This window comes from Bacillus sp. JZ109, assembly GCF_053903135.1.
The window spans coordinates 1,799,616-1,819,526 of the sequence record NZ_CP096388.1 but is presented as its reverse complement, the minus strand read 5'-3'; the positions used below and the strand labels follow the sequence as shown (position 1 = coordinate 1,819,526).

The 19,911-nt window shown below is 45.3% G+C and carries 24 protein-coding genes and 1 pseudogene; 8 read left to right on the top strand and 17 right to left on the bottom strand.

Features of this window, described 5'->3' with window-relative positions; translation table 11 throughout:
• Window positions 1–43: 43 nt before the first annotated feature.
• A complete protein-coding gene (ansA, locus tag M1D94_RS09595; RefSeq protein WP_004399032.1) occupies window positions 44–1,033 on the bottom strand; it encodes an asparaginase in 990 nt (329 codons plus the stop codon).
• Between the two features lie 181 nt (window positions 1,034–1,214).
• Here ansA and ansR point away from each other — a divergent pair, with 181 nt between their 5' ends.
• A complete protein-coding gene (ansR, locus tag M1D94_RS09590) occupies window positions 1,215–1,565 on the top strand; it encodes an HTH-type transcriptional regulator AnsR (protein ID WP_004399024.1) in 351 nt (116 codons plus the stop codon).
• An 8-nt stretch (window positions 1,566–1,573) separates the two neighbouring features.
• Here the strand turns inward: ansR and M1D94_RS09585 are convergent, their stop codons facing one another.
• Window positions 1,574–2,737, bottom strand: coding sequence for a TIGR00375 family protein (locus M1D94_RS09585; RefSeq protein WP_103803316.1), 1,164 nt, complete (start codon window positions 2,735–2,737; stop codon window positions 1,574–1,576).
• Entirely contained in the window at window positions 2,734–3,291 is a 558-nt protein-coding gene (gene nudF / locus M1D94_RS09580; protein WP_456270512.1) for an ADP-ribose pyrophosphatase, read from the bottom strand. The genes M1D94_RS09585 and nudF overlap by 4 nt, the downstream gene beginning before the upstream one ends.
• Before the next feature lie 74 nt (window positions 3,292–3,365).
• Between nudF and mciZ the strand changes: the two genes are divergently transcribed.
• The gene (mciZ, locus tag M1D94_RS09575) at window positions 3,366–3,488 is read left to right on the top strand and encodes a Z-ring formation inhibitor MciZ (protein ID WP_003230420.1); all 123 of its coding nucleotides are present in this window, start codon (window positions 3,366–3,368) and stop codon (window positions 3,486–3,488) included.
• A 62-nt stretch (window positions 3,489–3,550) separates the two neighbouring features.
• Window positions 3,551–4,471, top strand: a complete 921-nt coding sequence (locus M1D94_RS09570; RefSeq protein WP_021479963.1) for an aldo/keto reductase — start codon at window positions 3,551–3,553, stop codon at window positions 4,469–4,471.
• Window positions 4,472–4,502: 31 nt separating this feature from the next.
• On the opposite strand, the gene M1D94_RS09565 is transcribed toward M1D94_RS09570, so the two are convergent.
• Window positions 4,503–4,727: a YqkE family protein gene (locus M1D94_RS09565; protein ID WP_003230416.1), complete on the bottom strand. Its 225-nt coding sequence runs from the start codon at window positions 4,725–4,727 to the stop codon at window positions 4,503–4,505.
• A gap of 160 nt (window positions 4,728–4,887) precedes the next feature.
• Between M1D94_RS09565 and M1D94_RS09560 the strand changes: the two genes are divergently transcribed.
• Window positions 4,888–5,805: an alpha/beta hydrolase gene (locus M1D94_RS09560; RefSeq protein WP_031315200.1), complete on the top strand. Its 918-nt coding sequence runs from the start codon at window positions 4,888–4,890 to the stop codon at window positions 5,803–5,805.
• A 39-nt stretch (window positions 5,806–5,844) separates the two neighbouring features.
• Here the strand turns inward: M1D94_RS09560 and M1D94_RS09555 are convergent, their stop codons facing one another.
• The 7 genes and pseudogenes from M1D94_RS09555 to M1D94_RS09525 all read right to left on the bottom strand — a co-directional run bounded on the left by M1D94_RS09555 (window position 5,845) and on the right by M1D94_RS09525 (window position 10,025).
• Window positions 5,845–6,084 (bottom strand): YqkC family protein, encoded by a 240-nt coding sequence (locus tag M1D94_RS09555; protein ID WP_003230411.1) that lies wholly within the window; start codon window positions 6,082–6,084, stop codon window positions 5,845–5,847.
• A 12-nt stretch (window positions 6,085–6,096) separates the two neighbouring features.
• Window positions 6,097–6,420 (bottom strand): iron-sulfur cluster biosynthesis family protein, encoded by a 324-nt coding sequence (locus M1D94_RS09550; RefSeq protein WP_003226552.1) that lies wholly within the window; start codon window positions 6,418–6,420, stop codon window positions 6,097–6,099.
• Window positions 6,417–7,448 (bottom strand): bifunctional GNAT family N-acetyltransferase/GrpB family protein, encoded by a 1,032-nt coding sequence (locus M1D94_RS09545; RefSeq protein ID WP_326243301.1) that lies wholly within the window; start codon window positions 7,446–7,448, stop codon window positions 6,417–6,419. The genes M1D94_RS09550 and M1D94_RS09545 overlap by 4 nt, the downstream gene beginning before the upstream one ends.
• Window positions 7,441–7,786, bottom strand: a pseudogene (locus M1D94_RS09540) (antibiotic biosynthesis monooxygenase family protein). Before M1D94_RS09540 ends, M1D94_RS09545 begins: the two are co-directional and overlap by 8 nt.
• A gap of 9 nt (window positions 7,787–7,795) precedes the next feature.
• A complete protein-coding gene (locus M1D94_RS09535) occupies window positions 7,796–8,266 on the bottom strand; it encodes a GNAT family N-acetyltransferase (RefSeq protein WP_004398668.1) in 471 nt (156 codons plus the stop codon).
• 185 nt (window positions 8,267–8,451) lie between these two features.
• Entirely contained in the window at window positions 8,452–8,790 is a 339-nt protein-coding gene (locus tag M1D94_RS09530; RefSeq protein ID WP_014477255.1) for a YolD-like family protein, read from the bottom strand.
• Window positions 8,787–10,025: a DNA polymerase IV gene (locus M1D94_RS09525; RefSeq protein WP_010886562.1), complete on the bottom strand. Its 1,239-nt coding sequence runs from the start codon at window positions 10,023–10,025 to the stop codon at window positions 8,787–8,789. Before M1D94_RS09525 ends, M1D94_RS09530 begins: the two co-directional genes overlap by 4 nt.
• Before the next feature lie 165 nt (window positions 10,026–10,190).
• Here M1D94_RS09525 and M1D94_RS09520 point away from each other — a divergent pair, with 165 nt between their 5' ends.
• The 3 genes from M1D94_RS09520 (at window position 10,191) to M1D94_RS09510 (ending at window position 12,384) form a co-directional block, all read left to right on the top strand.
• On the top strand, window positions 10,191–10,397 hold the full coding sequence (locus tag M1D94_RS09520) for a YqzH family protein (RefSeq protein WP_014477257.1): 207 nt from the start codon (window positions 10,191–10,193) through the stop codon (window positions 10,395–10,397).
• Between the two features lie 545 nt (window positions 10,398–10,942).
• The gene (locus M1D94_RS09515) at window positions 10,943–12,196 is read left to right on the top strand and encodes an MDR family MFS transporter (RefSeq protein ID WP_169037834.1); all 1,254 of its coding nucleotides are present in this window, start codon (window positions 10,943–10,945) and stop codon (window positions 12,194–12,196) included.
• 29 nt (window positions 12,197–12,225) lie between these two features.
• A complete protein-coding gene (locus M1D94_RS09510) occupies window positions 12,226–12,384 on the top strand; it encodes a hypothetical protein (RefSeq protein ID WP_014477259.1) in 159 nt (52 codons plus the stop codon).
• Here M1D94_RS09510 and M1D94_RS09505 read toward each other — a convergent pair.
• The 5 genes from M1D94_RS09505 to M1D94_RS09485 form a co-directional block, all read right to left on the bottom strand.
• Entirely contained in the window at window positions 12,381–12,767 is a 387-nt protein-coding gene (locus M1D94_RS09505) for a VOC family protein (protein WP_085186446.1), read from the bottom strand. The genes M1D94_RS09510 and M1D94_RS09505 overlap by 4 nt on opposite strands.
• Window positions 12,768–12,771: 4 nt before the next feature.
• On the bottom strand, window positions 12,772–13,731 hold the full coding sequence (coaA, locus tag M1D94_RS09500) for a type I pantothenate kinase (protein WP_424935074.1): 960 nt from the start codon (window positions 13,729–13,731) through the stop codon (window positions 12,772–12,774).
• 71 nt (window positions 13,732–13,802) lie between these two features.
• Window positions 13,803–15,149, bottom strand: coding sequence for a D-serine ammonia-lyase (gene dsdA, locus M1D94_RS09495; protein WP_041849990.1), 1,347 nt, complete (start codon window positions 15,147–15,149; stop codon window positions 13,803–13,805).
• Between the two features lie 74 nt (window positions 15,150–15,223).
• Window positions 15,224–16,003 (bottom strand): SDR family oxidoreductase, encoded by a 780-nt coding sequence (locus tag M1D94_RS09490; RefSeq protein WP_041849991.1) that lies wholly within the window; start codon window positions 16,001–16,003, stop codon window positions 15,224–15,226.
• A gap of 5 nt (window positions 16,004–16,008) precedes the next feature.
• Window positions 16,009–16,968 (bottom strand): MBL fold metallo-hydrolase, encoded by a 960-nt coding sequence (locus tag M1D94_RS09485; RefSeq protein WP_424935073.1) that lies wholly within the window; start codon window positions 16,966–16,968, stop codon window positions 16,009–16,011.
• 404 nt (window positions 16,969–17,372) lie between these two features.
• On the opposite strand from M1D94_RS09485, the gene proC reads away from it, so the two are divergent.
• Window positions 17,373–18,209, top strand: a complete 837-nt coding sequence (gene proC, locus M1D94_RS09480) for a pyrroline-5-carboxylate reductase (RefSeq protein WP_172850256.1) — start codon at window positions 17,373–17,375, stop codon at window positions 18,207–18,209.
• A gap of 40 nt (window positions 18,210–18,249) precedes the next feature.
• Here the strand turns inward: proC and M1D94_RS09475 are convergent, their stop codons facing one another.
• On the bottom strand, window positions 18,250–19,893 hold the full coding sequence (locus tag M1D94_RS09475) for a M20/M25/M40 family metallo-hydrolase (RefSeq protein ID WP_282627252.1): 1,644 nt from the start codon (window positions 19,891–19,893) through the stop codon (window positions 18,250–18,252).
• Between the last annotated feature and the right edge of the window lie 18 nt (window positions 19,894–19,911).

The following is a 19,911-nucleotide window of genomic DNA, read 5'->3' as shown; positions in this document are numbered from 1 at the left end:
ATCTTTAACCTTCTTTCTCTTTGCTGGTTATCGTTTTTACATTTTACAGGACAACGTCATCAGCTATCGGCGTTTCCATAATTCTCTTGACGACAGGAAGATCCGAAGACTGACCTAGCGCCCACATCAATTTTGGCACAATTGCTTCTGTGTTCATATTTCTTGATCGGATAATTAAGTCTTGGTTGACTCTGCGGCCAACCTCGTAAATGCTCATGTCTTCGCCTTCTTCAAGACATTGAGTCGTAATGACGACGACAATGCCGCTTTCGATCAGCTCATTCACTTTTGACAAAATGTCCCTGCCTTCAAACGGCACCCCTCCGCTGCCATAACTCTCAATGACAATTCCTTTGTACATGCTTTTCAGGGCATCAAACATTTCAGGCTTTAAGCCTGGATGCAGCTTCAGCAGACATACATCTGTGCATAGTGAAGTGTCAACTGTGAAGGTGTCGTTCTCAGGTTCCGTTACTTGTTTGTTGTATTCGATCCCGTCTTCATTGATAAAAGCGATATATGGGTAATTGATGCTTTCAAATGCGTCGTAGCTTTTCGTTCTTAATTTGATCGCACGCGTTCCCTGAATGACTCTGCCGTCAAATACAACATAAACGCCGCCCACGCCTTCACAGGCAAAACGAATGGCATCAGTAATATTTTTTTTGGCATCGGTTTTTTGGAACGTGATCGGAATCTGCGAGCCGGTGATGACAATCGGCTTTTTGGCATGCTGCAGCATATACGAAAGTGCTGCAGATGTATAGGCCATTGTATCTGTACCGTGAGTAATAACAAACCCGTCATAGGCATCATAATTTTCCTTAACGGCTTCCGCTATTTCCACCCAGTATTCAGGCTGCATATTGGTGCTGTCTATATTCATAAGCGACTGAGTTTCCATTGTGTAATCGTTATCAAGTTTTGATACGTAACTTAATAATTCATCAGCCTTGACTCCGGGAGCCAGCCCATTTTCCCCTTCAACTGAAGCAATCGTTCCCCCAGTTGTCAACATCAATAATTTTTTCATACCATGCACCTCTTCACTGTATCTAAAGATGGGTTGCGAGAAGGTATTCGCTTTTCGCATACTTTTAATGCAATTATAGACACGGAAAATAAAATACGCAAGACATTATTATTCAATTCGCGTACACTTCCTAATACCTATATGATATAATCAGCTCAAGGTGAAAAAGGAGCGGAAGTTCATGAATCTAGATCGTTTAACTGAATTGAGAAAAAAGAAAAATTGGTCGCTTCAATATACAGCTGACCTTCTCGGTATCGCAAAAAGCACATATGCCGGCTACGAGTCAGGCTACCGACGGCCTTCACTTGAAGCGCTTGCCATGCTGGCTGACCTCTTTGACACAACCTGCGATGAACTTTTAGGCCGCGAGAAACAAAAGCAGACTGCTCCTCAGGCCATAGAATTGGCCACGTGGAGCAGCCTTGACTTTACCATTTCTGTTGATGGCCAGCCGCTGAGTGAAGATGAAATCATCCAGCTGATTACCTTTATACGCACAAAAAGAAAAGTACAGGAGGAACTGAGTTAATCTTTAGCTCACGGTTTAATTTTACCGTAGGTTCCTCCTCCTCCGGCTTTCAATTCCAGTTTTCCGGATCTCGCTTTTACGATAAGCGCCGCGGTTTTCGGCGGGACAACGCGAGCCAAATCTTCTTCTGCAGCCTCATGAAGAACAGCCATTTCTGTTCCGAAGGCTTTTTTTAGTTTGTCCAGCGTTTTCGGGCCTACACCCGGAACAAATTGCAGCGGGATCTGATGTACATATCGCGGACGCGGGACGCGAACTTCAAGCTGATCACTCAATTCACGCAATCTTTCGCTGACTCCCTTGGTAAATCTGGCATTTCCGCAATTCGCGCACGCTGTTTCCCCGCTTACAGCAGGCTCTCCGCACGCTTCGCAAGCAGTCTGATAATATTTCCCCAATAACGGGTCCAAGCCATAATTTGCGATAATTTTCCTGTCATCTTGTCCCTTTAATGCAAGAGCAAATTCAGTAAAATCAGCTGACTGCACATATAGTTCATTATATTCTCTGCCGATTTTCCCCAACGAATGCGCATCAGAATTTGTTAAAAAAGGATACGGATTCAATTCAGATACCTGTGATGCCATGTCTGTATCACAGCTTAATCCAAGCTCCACCGCGTCTATCATAGATGGATCAAAAACCTCAGTTAAGCTTGATTTAACCCCTTTTCCATATAAGCTTTTATGCGGCGTAAAGATATGGGCGGGGATAAACAAGCCGCCCATATCCTGCACTTTTTTTTGCAGGTTTAAGCCCGTTTCATAAATCCGCTGCGAGCTTAAATGAATATTTTTCAGCCGGGCTGACAGCCAGTTTGAAAACTGTTTCATATCAGCCAGCGTCGGCATAAATACGAGCACATGGATCGGTCCGCTGCAGGCTTCATCATAAATCTCCAGCTCGCTCCCCAATAAAAGAGTCGTGCTGCGATAACGGATTCCTCCCCCGTCAAGCTCGCGATATTTTCCAGATGAAATGCCTTCCTCAAGCTCTAGAATGACTTCCGGAGAATGACAGTCGATAATGCCGAGGAGTTCAATTCCTTTATGTTCACTGGCTTCAACCAAAATTCTGTCCAGCGTTAATGTTTTGGCGCCTGTTATTTTGACAGCCCTTCCTGTAAAGGTCCGGCCGATATGAATGTGCAAATCCGCGTAAATCTTTTTCATTTTTGTGCTTGGAGCGCTTCTTTCAGTTGAAGATACTGAATCGCGTAGGCTGTTTTAGCATCATATACTTCACGCGATTCAACCAGCTTTAGCGCATCTTCAAGCGTCACCTCCATCACTTCAACAAACTCGTCCTCATCAAGCTCCCGTTTTTCTTCAAGCACAGAAAGCTCCTCAGCAAGAAAAACGTGAACGATCTCATCTGCAAATCCGGGTGATGTATAATACGCAGTTATTTTTGTCAGTTTTTTTGCTGTATAACCGGTTTCCTCTTCAAGTTCCCGAAGTGCCGTATACTCCGGCTCCTCACCTTTTTCAAGCTTACCGGCCGGAATTTCAACGATCGTCCGCTCAAGCGGCTTACGGAATTGTTTGACCATGATGATTTTCCCTTCATCTGTGACGGCTAGTACCGCTACAGCTCCAGGGTGTTTCACAATTTCACGTTTACTGGCTTTGCCGTTTGGCAGCTCTACATCCTCGACATAAAGATCAATGACTTTACCCGAAAAGATCTGTTCTTTGGCAATTGTTTTTTCTTCTAATGATTTCATTTCTTCATCTCCCGTTCTGTCTCTATATGATGCCCCATACATTTTATCATACTAGAGCAAAAGGGGGCTTCTTCGTGAAAGTGCACCGCATGCCAAAAGGTGTTGTCTTAGTCGGAAAAGCATGGGAAATTCGGGCGAAGTTAAAAGAGTATGGACGCACATTTCAATATGTGAAAGATTGGATCTCAAAGCCATAAAAGTTGAAACTTTAGCTCCTTTATATTACGGTCAATACAAAGCCTAAAAAAGGAGTGTGCACATGAAAAAGCGCAAATTGGGTACATCTGATTTAGACATTAGTGAAGTCGGACTCGGCTGTATGTCTCTTGGAACTGAAAAAAACAAAGCATTGTCCATTCTGGATGAAGCGATCGAGCTTGGCATCAACTATTTGGACACAGCGGATTTGTATGACCGAGGCCGCAATGAAGAAATTGTCGGTGATGCGATCCAAAACAGACGCCAGGATATTATACTGGCAACAAAAGCGGGAAACCGTTGGGATGACGGAAGCGAGGGCTGGTATTGGGACCCTTCAAAAGCTTACATAAAAGAGGCGGTAAAAAAGAGCCTTACACGTCTGAAAACAGATTATATCGACCTTTATCAGCTTCACGGCGGCACGATAGAGGACAACATTGATGAAACGATCGAAGCGTTTGAGGAATTAAAACAAGAAGGTGTCATCCGCTACTACGGCATTTCTTCCATCCGCCCGAATGTGATTAAAGAATATGTAAAAAAATCAAACATCGTCAGCATTATGATGCAATTCAGCCTCTTTGACAGACGCCCTGAGGAATGGCTCCCGCTTTTAGAGGAACATCAAATCAGCGTAGTCGCCAGAGGTCCTGTTGCCAAAGGGCTCTTAACTGAAAAACCGCTTGATCAAGCTTCAGACAGCATGAAACAAAACGGGTACTTGTCCTATTCATTCGAGGAACTGACAAACGCCCGCAAGGCAATGGAGGAAGTGGCTCCCGATCTTTCCATGACAGAAAAGTCGCTGCAGTATCTGCTAGCACAGCCGGCTGTCGCTTCAGTGATTACAGGCGCCAGTAAGATTGAGCAGTTACGGGAAAATATTCAGGCAGCAAATGCACGGCGTTTAACCGAAGAGGAAATCAAAGCGCTCCAATCTCATGCGAAACAAGACATTTACAAAGCTCATCGCTCATAGCAGAAAAACCAGCACCCGTACGGGTGCTGGTTTATTTATATTGATGCCAATCCATTTGGCTTTCATTTAGGAGTTCTTCAAAGCTCTTATTTTTTTCGATCTCTTTTTTCTTTCTGATCTGTTCTGCTTTTTCTCTTTCCTGCCTCTTTTCATCCTCTTCCTTCAATTGGCTCTTCATCTCCATAAGCTTTGCTTTGATATCGGATTGAAGGCCGTCTTTTAGCTGGTGTTTGTCAGCGGATTTTTGTTTTTTCATTCAGACTTCCCCCAAGTTTTGTTTTGAAGACAGTTTATCACGGAGCATATACACTGAACAAGCAGACTCTCTTCTGATTACTTTCTCAGCGAAGCAGTGTTTAGGTATAATGATTTTAAACACGAATTACCTATATTTAGTTGAAAGGTGCTGTGACTTGTTGAAGAAAATCTTTTTGGCCATTGGCGCTCTCGTAACAGCTGTCATCGCAATCGGAATTGTTTTTTCGAATATGATTCTATACATCAAGAAAAAAACGGATGAAGACATTATCAAAAGAGAGACAGACGACGGACATGATGTGTTTGAATCATTTGAACAAATGGAGAAAACCGCTTTTGTGATACCCTCCGCTTACGGGTACGACATAAAAGGATACCATGTCGCACCGCATGACACACCAAATACCATCATCATCTGCCACGGGGTAACCATGAATGTGCTGAATTCTCTTAAGTATATGCATTTATTTCTTGGTCTCGGCTGGAATGTGCTCATTTATGACCATCGCCGGCATGGCCAAAGCGGCGGAAAGACGACCAGCTACGGGTTTTACGAAAAGGATGATCTCAATAAGGTTGTCAGCTGGCTCAAAAACAAAACAAATCATCGCGGATTGATCGGAATTCACGGTGAGTCGATGGGAGCTGTGACCGCCCTGCTTTATGCTGGTGCACACTGCAGCGATGGCGCTGATTTTTATATTGCCGATTGTCCGTTCGCATGTTTTGATGAACAGCTTGCCTACCGGCTGAGAGCGGAATACAGGCTCCCGTCTTGGCCCCTGCTTCCTATCGCCGACTTCTTTTTGAAGCTGAGAGGCGGCTATCGCGCACGTGAAGTATCTCCGCTTGCTGTCATTGATAAAATCGAAAAGCCGGTCCTCTTTATTCACAGTAAGGATGATGACTACATTCCTGTTTCTTCAACCGAGCGGCTTTATGAAAAGAAACGCGGGCCGAAAGCGCTGTACATTGCCGAGAACGGTGAACACGCCATGTCATATACCAAAAATCGGGATACGTACCGAAAAACAGTGCAGGAGTTTTTAGACAACATGAATGATTCAACAGAATAAAAAAGCGAAAGGCCTCTTCGGCTCTTTCGCTTTTTTATGTTACAGAACGTCGGTAATGCCATCCATATTTTCTCTGATCCATTCAATCGCAAGATCTATCGTTGTAAACTCCTGCGTCTCGAAGGTCATTTCATCCTGCAATAGCCAGACATCTTTCTTGATGGACTCTGCTCCTCCAATTGACCAGTGAAGCAAGGTATAGGGATGGTTTTGATTCAGGAAGGATACCCACGTTTTATTTTGTGCTGTGTTCTTCATTGCCTTCAGCTTTTGTTCCACGTTTCGCGTCTCCTACTTTACTAATATGCTCATTCTGGGGCTGAGCATTTCAGCCGGGCTTTTCAGCGCCAATGTTTTGGCTTTTTCATTGTAATCGATCGTCATTTGATCGTCAAAAAACACTTTTTGTGACGATTGGATATACAGCGGAATGCCGTTCGTTTCCAGCTGCTCGCACTGTCCCGTTAATTCTTCTGCCAGCCAGATTGTCGGGACACCGCTTACCGCGCAGCCGCATCCTTCTGCATCGTAACGAAGCTGGGCTTTTTTCCCCGGGTTGGCGTCAAACGCCTGCTGCAGTGCCTGTTTTGCTGCATCTGTCACATGTATGTTCATAAGGTGAAACCCCCGTTTTCATCATTTTCGCTATTGTAGCATACAACACTGCCATTCGCATTGTTTCTGCCTTTTTTCCACCGCTTCGCATTTTCTTCTGCAGTCTTGATCCACTCATCTTTCCCTTGTATGTACTGATTGATGCTGTCAGGATGCTGGGCCGCCAGCCGTTTTTTGAGAACGGCGTATTCTTTCGCTATGTTTGGATGAGCTCTGAGATAATCTCTGAATAACAGATGCCTTTCAATAGCAGGGTTTCCCTGTTCGTACATATGGACATGATGAGTGCGTTTATTTCCGCCCTTTTGGAAATAACGCCTGCCCGCTATGCCGTTCTCACCTTTTGGTGTATAGCCGTTAGCCTTCATTTGTTCATCAAATTGGCTCACGGCTTCAATGCTTCTGACTTCAATTAACATATCAATGATTGGCTTCGCTGCCATGTTCGGTATTGATGTGCTTCCGATGTGATGAACAGCGATAATCTCCGGCCCGAACACAAGTTTCAGCCGTTCTTTTTCTTCATCGAAACATTCTGCCCATTTTTCGTTGTAGAGAATGACCTCAACTTTTCTTTTCGGATACAAATGAAAGACCGACAGCAATAGACCCTGCGCTGCTTTGACGGTTTCTGCCTTTTGGAATCCAGCCTGTGTATAGAGTGACACGGCCGGGGTATTGTTCTCGGCTGTGACTACTTCGATTTTCTCAGCGTCTTCATTATGATCAATGACAAATTGCAGAAGTGCTCGTCCAATTCCTTTTCTGAAACCGTCAGGATGCACAACAAGCCTGCAAATGGTGAGATAATGCATGTTTTTCTCATATGAAATGACACCGATCAGCTTGCCGTTTTTCCGATATCCCGCAAACCGCTCATGGGATGCTTGAATATCCTTCACCTTCTCTTGTAAAGCGGGAATACCGTCAAAACCAATAATCTCTGTTTCCTTTATGTAGGCGGGGATCTGTACGGCTAAAATCTCACGCGCTATCGTATCTTCCTTATGCTGGATAAATTCAATCATTCGTGTTCCTCCTGAAACAGCCGCTGTCTTTCGACTTTTGCGACGCGGACTGCATACGACTCGTACCAAACGCTTTTTCCTTTTTCTTTTGCTGCTTGATGTTCAGTGTGATGCCTCCAATGGTTAATTGCGTCCATACTGTCCCAATAGGAAACTGTGATGCCCCTTCCATCCGCTTCACGTACGCTTTCCACGCCTAAAAATCCAGGCTGATCCGCCGCAAGCGATACCATCCGCTCCGCTGTTTCTCCATATCCTGTGTCATTTTCGCTTTTGACAGAAGAAAAAATGACTGCATAGTAAGGAGGCTCAGGTGTTTTTGATAAAAAATTCATCATATTTCCCCCTCATATGTTTTTGACAAACAGTACCCTGTCTTGGCCTGGGCCATCATAGTTTGCAAACACTGAGATGCCATTTACCGTCTTGGTGCCCTTTTCAATATCAAACCCCAATTTTGTGTGATATGCGATTGATACCTTATTCACAGGTGAAGTGACGCACTTTACCCGGGTGCAGCCTCTTTGTTTTACTGTTTCGATAAATACATCATACAATTGTTTCCCAATTTGCATTTTTCTGAAATCTGGATGCACACCGGAAAAATGAATGTACGCCGTTTCAGGATCCGATTGCGATTGAAATCCGATTAAAAATCCCGTCATGCTGTTATGTTCGGATGTAATAAAGCTTGTGTCCTGAAAATGCTCAAAAAATAGTCTCGGCAATTTTTCTTTCAGCTGTCTGCCGCCCCACCATTCATTCAGTACAGACGTTACCATTTCATAATCTGAAGACGTGATTGTTCGAATATCCATTACGATTTGATCTCCCTCCGTCTGGCAAAACGAATGTCAGCTCTTTTTCTCACAATATAAAAATTATATTTTGCCTGGCTGGAATTGTAAATGCCTTCTTTCCTTTATCATACGTTTCCAGACTGCCGAGGGAACAATGTTTGATCATTTTACGCCTATTTCTCCCCCAAGCAGGAGGAGAGACTTTACAGCACAATATCAAGCACTTGATCAAGTTTCAGCTTATAAAGCTGATCCTCGTCTCCTTTTATCCATACTGCTTTTTCAAACTCTTCATACCGGCAGATCTTCCCGGTGCAGCGGACAATCTCACCGTCCTGAAAGCAGCTCACAGTGATATCCTGAGCGAACTCCATCGCGGCACAAAGCGTTTGATTCATCTCTTCCAGCTTATCGGGGTCAAGGATCGGCTTTTGCAGCTTCTGTTTAAGCCGCTTTCTCTCCAGCAGGCTTTGCTTATGTTCCGGCAGAAACATCCTGCTCCCTTCCCACAGCAGGTTGCCCCTTTTTAAATGATCGTTCATTTATAATGCCCCCCTATTTTAGCCGCACGTTCAAATGCCTGGCCTGCCGCTGTCAGTGACGCCGCCCTGATGATTGCTGTGTCGCCGAATCGATTTTTAATGCCGTCCATCACATAGCCTAGGCTCATTTTCTTTGCATAATCCTGAAATAAATTGAGCTGCCATATGTCATCAGATGAGAGCTGAGACAGATTGACACCGAGGCGGCGGACAGGTTTCCCGTCCCAAAATGTAAGAAACAGCCGGCGTACAGCCTCATATACATCCTGAGTAGAATTAGTCGGCTCTGCCAGCTTCACTTGCCGGTTGAAGCCCGTCGGCCAATCAAAATCAGCACCCCGGCAGCTCACTGACACCGTCTGCCCCATGACCCCGGCGTTTCGGCTTCGCCTGCACACTTCTTCACTCAGCTCAAGCAATACGACCTTGATTTCTTTGTCAAAGTGTTCGTAGTCTCTCGGGAGAGTCATTCCATGGCCTATCGCCTTTTGCCCGTCCAGAGACGAAGTTGACACAGGGGAATAGTCGATTCCGTTTGCCGTCATCCACAGCACGTGGCCGTTAATGCCCCATTTCTTTTTTAAAAGATCGAGCGGAAAAGCCGCGAGCCCGCCGATCGTGCTGATGCCCATCCGATTTAAATGATGCTTCATGCGGCTCCCGACGCCAAACATGCTGCCCACCGGGAGCGGCCACATTTCGGTTTTCATATTTTCTTTCGTTAAGGTAAAAATACCGTTCTTATTCTTTTTGGCAAAATTGTCACACGCAATTTTGGCCAGCGCTTTGTTAGGGCCGATTCCGACCCGTGCATAAACGCCGATCTCCCGCATGATTCTGCCCTGAATGCTTTTCGCGATCTCCATCGGCGTCCCAAACAGCTTCTGGCTGCCTGTAATGTCCATGAACTGTTCATCGATAGAATAAGGCTCCACAAGGTCTGTATACTCCTCGAGAATGGCCGTAATTTGCAGTGATACATCAATATACCGCTGCATACGCGGCCGGAGCACAACAGCCTCAGGACACTTTTCCTGCGCCTCCCACAGCCGTGAAGCATTCACCACACCCTTTTGTTTCGCCAGCGGGCAGGCAGCCAATACGACTCCGCCCCTTTTTTCAGGGTCACCCGAAACAATGACGGGCCTATTTTTCAAATGTGGATTTTCCGCTTTCTCTACAGATGCATAAAACGATTGCATGTCAACGAGAAAAATCACTTTTTCTTTCATCATACACACCTCTAAAAAGAACTTATGTTCGTTTTTCATTATATGCGAAAGTATGTTCGTTTTATACTGGTAAATGATTCTTGTCTGACAGAAAATATGATCCAAGGGTTTGAGAGAAGAAAAACATTTAGTAGAATAAAAGCGAAGCATAAGGATAGGAGAGTCATGATGGAGAAATTTGTCGAAAAAATGATGGAACAGGCATTGCGGCAATACGGCAGAAACGTTGCTATAGATCCGTTAAGCCCGTATGAAAAACAAAGCCTGAAAGCGGCTCTACAAGAGAGACGGAATGAAGAACCGGATGAGGATTTGCATGCGCATATAGAAGATATCATTTATGACTATGTCACAAACCAAGGCTTGTTCTCTTAAACGCATGACTTTCAGCCGCTGATGCGGCTTCCCCTTGAAAACACCGCCTGAAACAAATAAACAGTCTCAGGCTTACAGAAAAAAAGCAGGATTTTCTCACGCTCCATAGATTCATATGGCCTGGCGTAAAATTCCCCTCAATGCTCGCGCAAAACGGAATAAGCTGTCCATGATCACGCGTATACACTTTTTCGAAGAGATGTGCTCTCTTGTTCTGTCATGCGGTCCATCGGTTTTCAGCGTACATCTTGATCTCATAGCCGGTTTCACTGCCGATATGATCTACGTCCTGGCGGCTTAAACTCTTTTAATGTTTCAAACACACCCTCACTGAATTCGGACATACCGTCATTTTCCTTCTGTCATCACCTTCAATTTCAAGATGTAACCCCCGCCACACGCATCCTCAACGCATAGTATATTGCCATCCATACAATCAGGCATACTACATGTCAATAACGAAATATTTTGAACGATCTATTGGAGAAGGAAATTTTTTCATATATGATAGAGAAAGATCATACATACAGGAGAGAATATAATTCATGAAGAAATGGAAAGATATCCACCCGATCAGCTGGACAATTATAATCGGAACCATTTTCGGCAGAATGGCAACATCGATGAGCATTCCTTTTTTAGCGATTTATTTGACAGCCGTCCAAGGCGCATCAGCTTCCTATGCAGGGCTGGTCATCGCCGCGAGCTCATCAGTCGGCATCCTCGCAAGCTTTTACGGCGGATATATCTCAGATAAATTCGGCAGAAAAAACATGATGCTTGTATCGATTTTCGGATGGATGCTGGTATTTGCAGGCTTTGCGGCGGCATCTCATCTCTGGGTGTTTTTTGTAGTAAACGCATTAAACGGTCTTTGCAAATCACTGTTTGAGCCCGCTTCAAAGGCCTTGCTGTCTGATATGACAGAAGAAAAAACGAGACTGCTAGTTTTTAATTTACGCTATGCGGCTATTAATATCGGCGTTGTCTTCGGACCTGTGCTTGGCCTATATTTCGGCTCATCGCAATCGACTACGCCCTTTTTGGTGCCTGCAGTCATTTACGGACTATACGGAATTATGCTTGCCCTCCAATTTAAAAAACATCCATCCTTATCAGCACCAGCCCAGTCCCGAAATAGGAGCGTGCGGGAAGCGTTTATGGTCACGCAAAAGGATTATCTTTTTACCATTGCTTTGGTCGGCATTACGCTATGCACCTTCGGCTACTCACAATTCAGTTCCACATTCCCTCAGTATATGGCGCAGAACCCCTTGATCGGCAATGGAACGAAGCTGTATGGGCTGATGCTGACATTAAACGCAATCGTTGTGTTGGCGACGCAATTTCCCATTGTCCATTTTGCAAAACGGTTTTCGCCGCTTTGTTCTCTGATGCTCGGTAATGTGATGGTTAGCATCAGCATGGCCATTTTCACCGTATCACACGGTGTTCCATCAATTGTGATGATTGTCATCACATTTACAATCGGCGAAGTGCTTTTATTCTCTATGATGGATTTGTATGTAGACCAGATTGCAAAACCAGGATTAAAAGGCACTTATTTCGGGGCAATCGGTTTTTCACAGCTCGGAAACGTCATCGGCCCTTGGGTCGGGGGGATATGTATAGACCTGTTTGGCGCTGGCCGGCCGATTTATATTTTTTCTGTCCTGAGCGGCATTACCCTGCTCGGCCTGCCATTTTTAGCGTTCGCCTATCGGCAAATGAAAACGGAGACCACAAAACACCGTTCCCGTCTGGAAAAGCCGCTTTACATAAAAAACGGAAGAGAATGAATCTCTCCCGCAAACATGAGGTGAAGAACATGAATATAGGTGATGTGATGTTTCAGCTGTTTGTATTTATTATATTTGCCGCTGTCATCTTTGCGGCTGTTACAGGCTTCAAGTATGCGAAAAACCGAAAAGCGCAGCTGGATCGCATTGAGAAAAAGCTGAACAGCCTGTCCGAAGATCACGATTAACAGCTTGGGGCAACGAGCTCTACCTTAATCCGGTCTGGATCCTCACAAAAAACTGCATAATGCCCGTCTCCTCCGGCAAAAGGATGCCTGTCTCGGTACAACACACGATAACCTTTTGCCGTCAATTTTTCAGTCATCTGATCGACTTGAAGCTTGGATTCAGCATGAAATGCGAGATGGTTCAGACCGACTCGGCATCTATGGTATTTCGGCTCTAGAAATGGCTCTTTCGCCTGCACAATCACTAGGTAAAAACGATCTTTCTTCCAGCTGATGCCTGAGCTCCATTTTTGATACTCTTTATAGCCAAGTTCTTTTAAGAACCAGCCCCAAAACCGCCTAGACGCCTCCAAATCAGAGACATACAGTTCAATATGATGCACAATTTCATACCCTCCTTACCAGCACTTCCTCGACCTTATGCCCGTCTCCCTTACGCAAAATGAGATCTGACCTGAATTTAGTCGGCAAAATATTTTCATATAAATTCGGCCGGTTGACACTCTCCCAAATCGAGGCTGCCATCTCGTCAGCCTCCTGATCGGACAAGTCTTTAAATTTATGAAAATATGAATCAGGATTTTGAAAAGCAGTTTCCCGAAGAAGGCGAAAACGCTCTAAATACCAAGTGAAAATCCGGCTTTCCTCCGCATCCACATAAATCGAAAAATCAAAGAAATCGGAAACAAAAATACGCGGGTTTTCCCGGTCATCCTCCAAGGTGGGCGACTGAAGAACATTAATGCCTTCAATAATCACAATATCCGCCTGTTCTACAACCTCGAACACACCTTCCTCGCGGTCATAGGTTAGATGGGAATACACCGGGGCCTTTACGCTGTCCTTTCCTGATTTTAAGTCATTCAAAAACTCAAGCAGCGCCTTTACATCATAGCTTTCAGGAAACCCTTTTCTAGACATCATATTTTTCTTTTTCAGCTCGGCAGTAGGAAATAAAAAACCATCTGTCGTGATAAGGCTCACTTTTGGACGGTCAGGCAAACGCGAAAGCAGCTTCTGCAAGATCCGCGCCGTCGTGCTTTTTCCGACTGCGACACTGCCGGCAATGCCGATAATAAACGGAATTTTGGCTGAATGTGGGTGCTTCAAAAAAACATTGACATGCTTATTGCGTTCAGCCGCAGACTTGACATGCAAATGAAGCAAGCGAACAAGCGGAATATAGATCGTCTCCACTTCTTCAACAGATAGATAATCATTCAATCCTTCCACAGCTTTTGCCTCTTCTTCAGATACAGCAATCGACAAATGCCCCCCAAAACCAGACCAAGACTCCCGATTGTGCTGTGTATATAAAGTTTGTAGGTTAAGTTCTTTATTTTTCACTGTTTACACCTGACTCTCTGTAGGTTAAAACCCTTACAAAGATTGTAACGGAAAACCTTTTCACTGTCTGCTTATTTTTCATTTCGTTTTTTTAGCAAATCAGCACCAATTCGGTTATACGCAGCCATTTCATCTTTTGGAACCATGCTTCCTCCCGTTCCCCAGACGACATGTACGGCATGTTCCATCTTATATTTCTGAGCATAGCGCCTTCCCTCTTCTGTCGAAAAAAGCTGAACCGGCCCGAACATGCCGGCAAGAGCAGAGGGCTCTAAATATTTATCTTCAGATACAGCCAGCATATGAAGCAAAGTATAAAGCATATTGTCCTCTACCGTATAACAGCCGCTCAGAAGCGGTTCAATCAGCTTGCCGACAAATCCTGACGGCCTCCCTACGGCAAGTCCGTCAGCAGCCGTCTGATTATCCAGGCCGATATCCTGGACGGAGATCTTCTCGTGAAGTCCTGAATAAAGCCCTAACAGCATACAAGGTGAATGAGTTGGTTCTGCGAAAAACACATGAACATGATCTCCGTATAAAAGCTTCAGCCCAAATGCTACACCGCCCGGTCCTCCGCCGACTCCGCACGGCAGATACACAAACAAGGGCGTCTCAAGACTTGGCTTTATATTCATACAGTCAAGCTGTGTTTTTAATCGGCTTGCGGCAACAGCATATCCTAAAAACAGCTGTCGAGAATATTCATCATCAATAAAATAACAGAATGGATCTTGTTCCGCCTGCCGTCTCCCTTCGTTCACTGCTTCGCTGTAATCTGTTTCGTACTCCATAACAGTGACTCCCTTTTGGCGGAGGAGATCCTTTTTCCACTGCTTAGCATCGGCGGACATATGCACTGTCACACGAAACCCGAGTGCCGCGCCGATGATGCCGATGCTTAAACCTAGATTTCCTGTCGAACCGACAGCAATCGAATAGCGGGAGAAAAACCCGGCAAACCGCTCTTCCTGTAAGATGCGGTAATCATCGGTTTCCCGAAGCATTCCTTCTTGAAGCGCGAGATTTTCAGCATGCTTTAACACTTCATAAATCCCGCCCCTCGCTTTAATCGATCCTGAAATCGGAAGCTCATGGTCGCACTTTAAAAGCCATCTTCCCGGAAATGGCTGCTGATATGCCGCTTCCAGCTTTTCCTTCATATGCTGAACCTCAAAAAGCGGAGACTCGATGATTCCTTTAGCGCCTTTCGTCTCAGGAAACACCTCGGCAATGTAAGGTGCAAACCGCCGCATTCTTTTTTCCGCTTCCGCTATCTCGGTTGCCCACTCATCTGCACGGGGTAATGGCCCCTCTTTCTTGCCTGAATTTGCCCAGAATACAGGCTCTGCATCAATCAGTTTCTGAATAAACGGATCTTTAAGCAGAGCATGAAGGACTTCTGAATGAACTAACATTCAACAATCTCTCCCTTCCACTATCAAAAACTGCCTCGTTCGAATCAAGCCATTCCATAACAGGCAGTTCCATATTATTTTTTCATGAGCGCGCGTCCTGCCAGCTTTTCTACAAGAGCTGGAAACAGCTGATACAGTTTAGTGCCGGCATTCATTAAACGCGGAAGATTGATCTCCCGCTTTTTCGTAAAAATTGCAGCTGTAATTTGAGCTGCCACGTCATCAGGATCAAGCATCCAGCGGCCGACATTTTTGGCGTAGTCCCCGCCTTTATCAGCAATGGAAAAAAAGTCCGTCTGAATCGGTCCCGGGTTGACTGTTGTCACATAAATGCCGGTTCCCGAAAGCTCCATCCGCAAAGCGTTTGAGTAACCTAACACGGCATGTTTGGTCGCGGAATACAGGCTAGACTTCGGTGTTGCGATTTTCCCCGCCTGAGAGGCGATATTGATGATATGGCCCTTTTTTTGCTCAAGCATTTGCGGAAGCACCGCTTTTGTACAGGCGATCAGGCCGAAGACATTCACATCAAACATCGCTTTCATGTCATCCAATGTAGAGTCTAAAACCGTTTCAAATATACCAAAGCCCGCATTGTTAATCAGTACATCAACCGAGCCGATCTGATCGCGGACCCGGGCGATATCCTCTAGGCGGCCGACATCCAGAGGAAAAAGCTCACACCGTCCGCTCCATTCTTCGGTTATTTTCCTTTTGATTTCTATCAAACGATCCTCGCGTCTAGCCGACAGAAGGACATGGGCTCCTTCAGCCGCGCATAAGTATGCGATTCTTTCACCAAGCCCTCCTGAAGCGCCGGTTATCCAAATCCTTTTTCCCGCTATATGTTTCACCCATTTCACCTCTTCATTGTTTTAAAGTATGCGGTATTTCCTTCCCAATATGACGTGATGGCTTCTTCAGCCTCCAACACATCAAGGTGACCTGCCGTTTCTGACATCGTTAAAAACAATTCCTTTTCATATACAGCAGGAAAAAGCTGCTGACAGACCTGAAAAGCGGTCATCGGCTTTTCATCCAGCATGCGACGCACATCCTCCGTCCTGTTCCTCTGCTTGTCAAAACGCTTCTCAATCAGCGCTTGTACACTGGTGATAGGCTCGCCGTGACCAGGAAATACGATTGTTGGATCAAGTTGAGACAGCCTTCGCAATGACCGCTGATAATCCACTAAAGGCTTTGACCTAACGTCTCCCGCTTTCGGCGCTTCCAAAATCGGATTAGACGAGCTGTTTGCCAGCAGTAGATCGCCGCCAAGCATCCTTCCGCTTTTTTCATGGAACAGAACGATATGCGATTCAGCATGTCCAGGCATCTCCAACACAGACCAGCCCTCAAGCCCATCTATGCCCATACCTTCTCTGATTGATTTTGTCAGAGATCTCGTACAGGAAAATGCGTACGCTGATCGAATCAGCTTTTCCGCCTTCCCCGTATCAAATGGAACGCCTAATTCAGGCAGCAGCTTTTGAAAAAAACGTTTTTGCCAATCCATAAAGGCTTGATTTCTGCTGATATAAGGTTCGTTGAATGTATGCCCAATCACTTCGATTTCATCTGAAAAGACATCAAGCAAGCCTGCATGATCAGCATGATGGTGAGTCAGTACAACCTGCTCGATATCTGATATTTTCACATTTACAGCGGCAAGCTGCTCTTGTAGGGCTCTGGCAGCCTCTTTTGTATTCGGCCCGGCATCGATAAGTGTCAGCGCATCACCTTTTACGAGGTAAACGATAACATCGCCGACAGCAAACGGCGTCGGGACGCGGATCGCAATTACATCTTCAGTTGTCATCCTTTCGCTCCTTGTCTTCATTCATTATTCATATTTTAGCTTTTTCTCGGTCTTGTGTCATTATTGCAGAATGAGAACAAACCTTTTTGAAAAAGCTATTGACATTAGCTTGTCCGCCATTGCATAATGAACAACAAACTAAAACGAGAACCATTGGAACGCTATGACGAGGAATAGTATACAAGGCAATGGCCTAAGAGAGCGATACCCCCGGCTGAAAGGTGTTGCGGCCCGCTTGTTTGTAGAACCTGCCCTCAAGTCGCGGTTAGGAAAACCTAAACGTTTCCCGCGTTACGGGGATTTGAGCTGAGCACAATTTGTGCTAATGAGGGTGGTACCGCGAACCTTTTCGTCCTTTACGTGATGAAAAGGTTTTTTGTTGTTCTGATAGAAGGAGGATATCAATGAAAAAGATAGGATTTGTCGGCGCCGGGTCAATGGCAGAAGCAATGATCAACGGCATTTTGCAAAGCGGCATCACAAAACCAGAACATATCTATATTACAAATCGCTCAAATGACGAGCGTCTGATTGAATTAAAGGAAACGTACGGCGTGCGTCCATGCAGAGATAAAAATGAGTTTTTCACTCACACCGATATCATTATCCTCGCTTTCAAACCGAAAGACGCGGCGGAAAGCATCGACAGCATCCGGCCGTATATCAAGGACCAGCTTGTCATTTCAGTACTTGCAGGCCTTACCATCGAAACCATTCAGCATTATTTTGGCAGAAAGCTCGCGGTCATTCGCGTCATGCCTAATACATCAGCGGCAATCAGAAAATCAGCAACCGGATTTTCCGTAAGCACGGAAGCAAGCAAGAATGATATTATTGCCGCAAAAGCTCTATTGGAAACAATCGGTGATGCAACACTGGTTGAGGAGCGGCATCTTGACGCTGTCACTGCAATCGCAGGCAGCGGCCCGGCCTATGTGTATCGTTATATTGAGGCGATGGAAAAAGCAGCACAAAAAGTAGGATTAGATAAAGAAACGGCAAAAGCACTCATTTTGCAGACAATGGCAGGGGCAACAGAGATGCTCCTCCAAAGCGGCAAACAGCCGGAAAAGCTGCGTAAAGAAATCACCAGTCCTGGGGGCACTACAGAGGCAGGTCTTCGCGCTTTACAGGACTCCCGCTTTGAAGAAGCAATTATTCACTGTATTGAAGAAACAGCTAAACGGAGCGCAGAAATCAAAGAACAGTTTGCCGGTGCCGCCTTAGAGAGACATTCTTAGATGTAAGGACAAAAACAGAAGGCACAGTGCCTTCTGTTTTTTATTTTTCCCGCAGCAGCTGGCCGGCAGATTCTGATTGCATTAATAGCGCGGAGATCGTAAATGAAAGCAAATCGGGAAGCACTTCAAAGGAATAAGGCATATACAATCTTTCCGTCCATTTATGCGGGTCTTTACCAGCCGGACCGACATTTAAAACCGGGACATATAAAGCCTGATTTTTACCGCTTGGAAATGAATACCCTCTGTTAAAGAGCGGCATATTGCTTGTGTATGCATCAACCTCCTGCTTTTCCAGCTGAAGATAACTCAAGTCCGAAAGTCCGGGGAAGTACTGAACCTCCCGTAATGCAATGCCGTATCGCTCAGCCGCATAATGCTTTAACTGATCTGCTGTATTTCTGATCAATTGATCATCCTTTGAAGAAACAGCTGGATAAAGCGGCGGACTATAAAACAGAACGATGAGCGGCGCATCCTCCTTACAAAGCGAAGCAAGTTCAGAAACAATTTTCGTCGAAAAATCCCTGTCTCCAAGCCCGCCCCTGTTAGCAAAGGCATAATTTAGAGCCCGCTCTGTTTCCGAGATCCCCGCACGCTTTTTTGCACGCGAGACCAGCTCATCAAATGTCAAAACAGTGACATCCCGCTCAATCGGCTGAAATGGCTCAAATTGTTGAAAATCCTGTGTTTTCTTCCGAACGTTCGACATGATTTCCTCCGCCGCCTGTTCTGCTGTTTTAAGCAGCATCTGATGCAGCTCACTAGCTGAGCGTTTCATTGACAGCACATTAAATAATGTGACAGCTGTATGCGGTGTCTGGACTGAATATGCCTCTTTCAAGTCCTTTTGCATTAAGTTTACCGGCGGCGGAGTGACCTCGCCATCAACCTTTTCGCAATAATCAGCATTCAGTTCAAGCAAACGGTTAATCTCAGATACCATTAAATTTGCGTTTAGGCCTGAAAACGGCTCTCCAACATGTGTCTCAATCCCCTTGCAGAAAAAACCCGCAAGCACCTTTCCAATGCTTCCTGTATAAAAATATTGCTGCTGATCGCCGGGAAATTTTTCAAACATCGGTTCGGCATTCAGGCAAGCGGTTAATGTGATATCATGCTTTTTCTCCATTTCCTTCAATGCAGGAACCGCTTCAATCATGCCTCTTGAATTCACTTCCTCGTCCGGAACCGTTATCAACAGCAGATTGCCCTCAAAATGTCCGTTCATTGCCCTCTCCAGCATCGACAGTTGAACACAAAGCCCCGCTTTCATATCCATCGTCCCTCTTCCGAACAGCCAGTCTCCGCTTTCGGCATCTCTTCTCACCCGTTCCGGGAGCAGCTCTTTTTTCTCTAAAAAGGAGCTCAAAAGCTCAGCAGGCTTGCAAGCCATATGTTTAAATTCGCCGTAATCTTCTATGTCAACGACATCAAAATGACTCAGCAGAAGCACTGTCTTTTTGACATTCTTCTTTTTGACTAGAGCCGTAAGAAAAGATCTGCCATCGTCCATCGGATGAAGTGTTACATCATCAGGGTGCTTTTGAAAATAGGGCTTGTCCTTCAAAATAAAATAAAGATACTCTGCAAGCGCTGCCTCGCCCTTTGAACCGGTGATGCTTTCGTATTGCACAAGAGAAGTTAAAAGTGCCAGCAATTCGTCCTTCGTCTGCCAATTCATTGATTCCGCCCCTCCTAT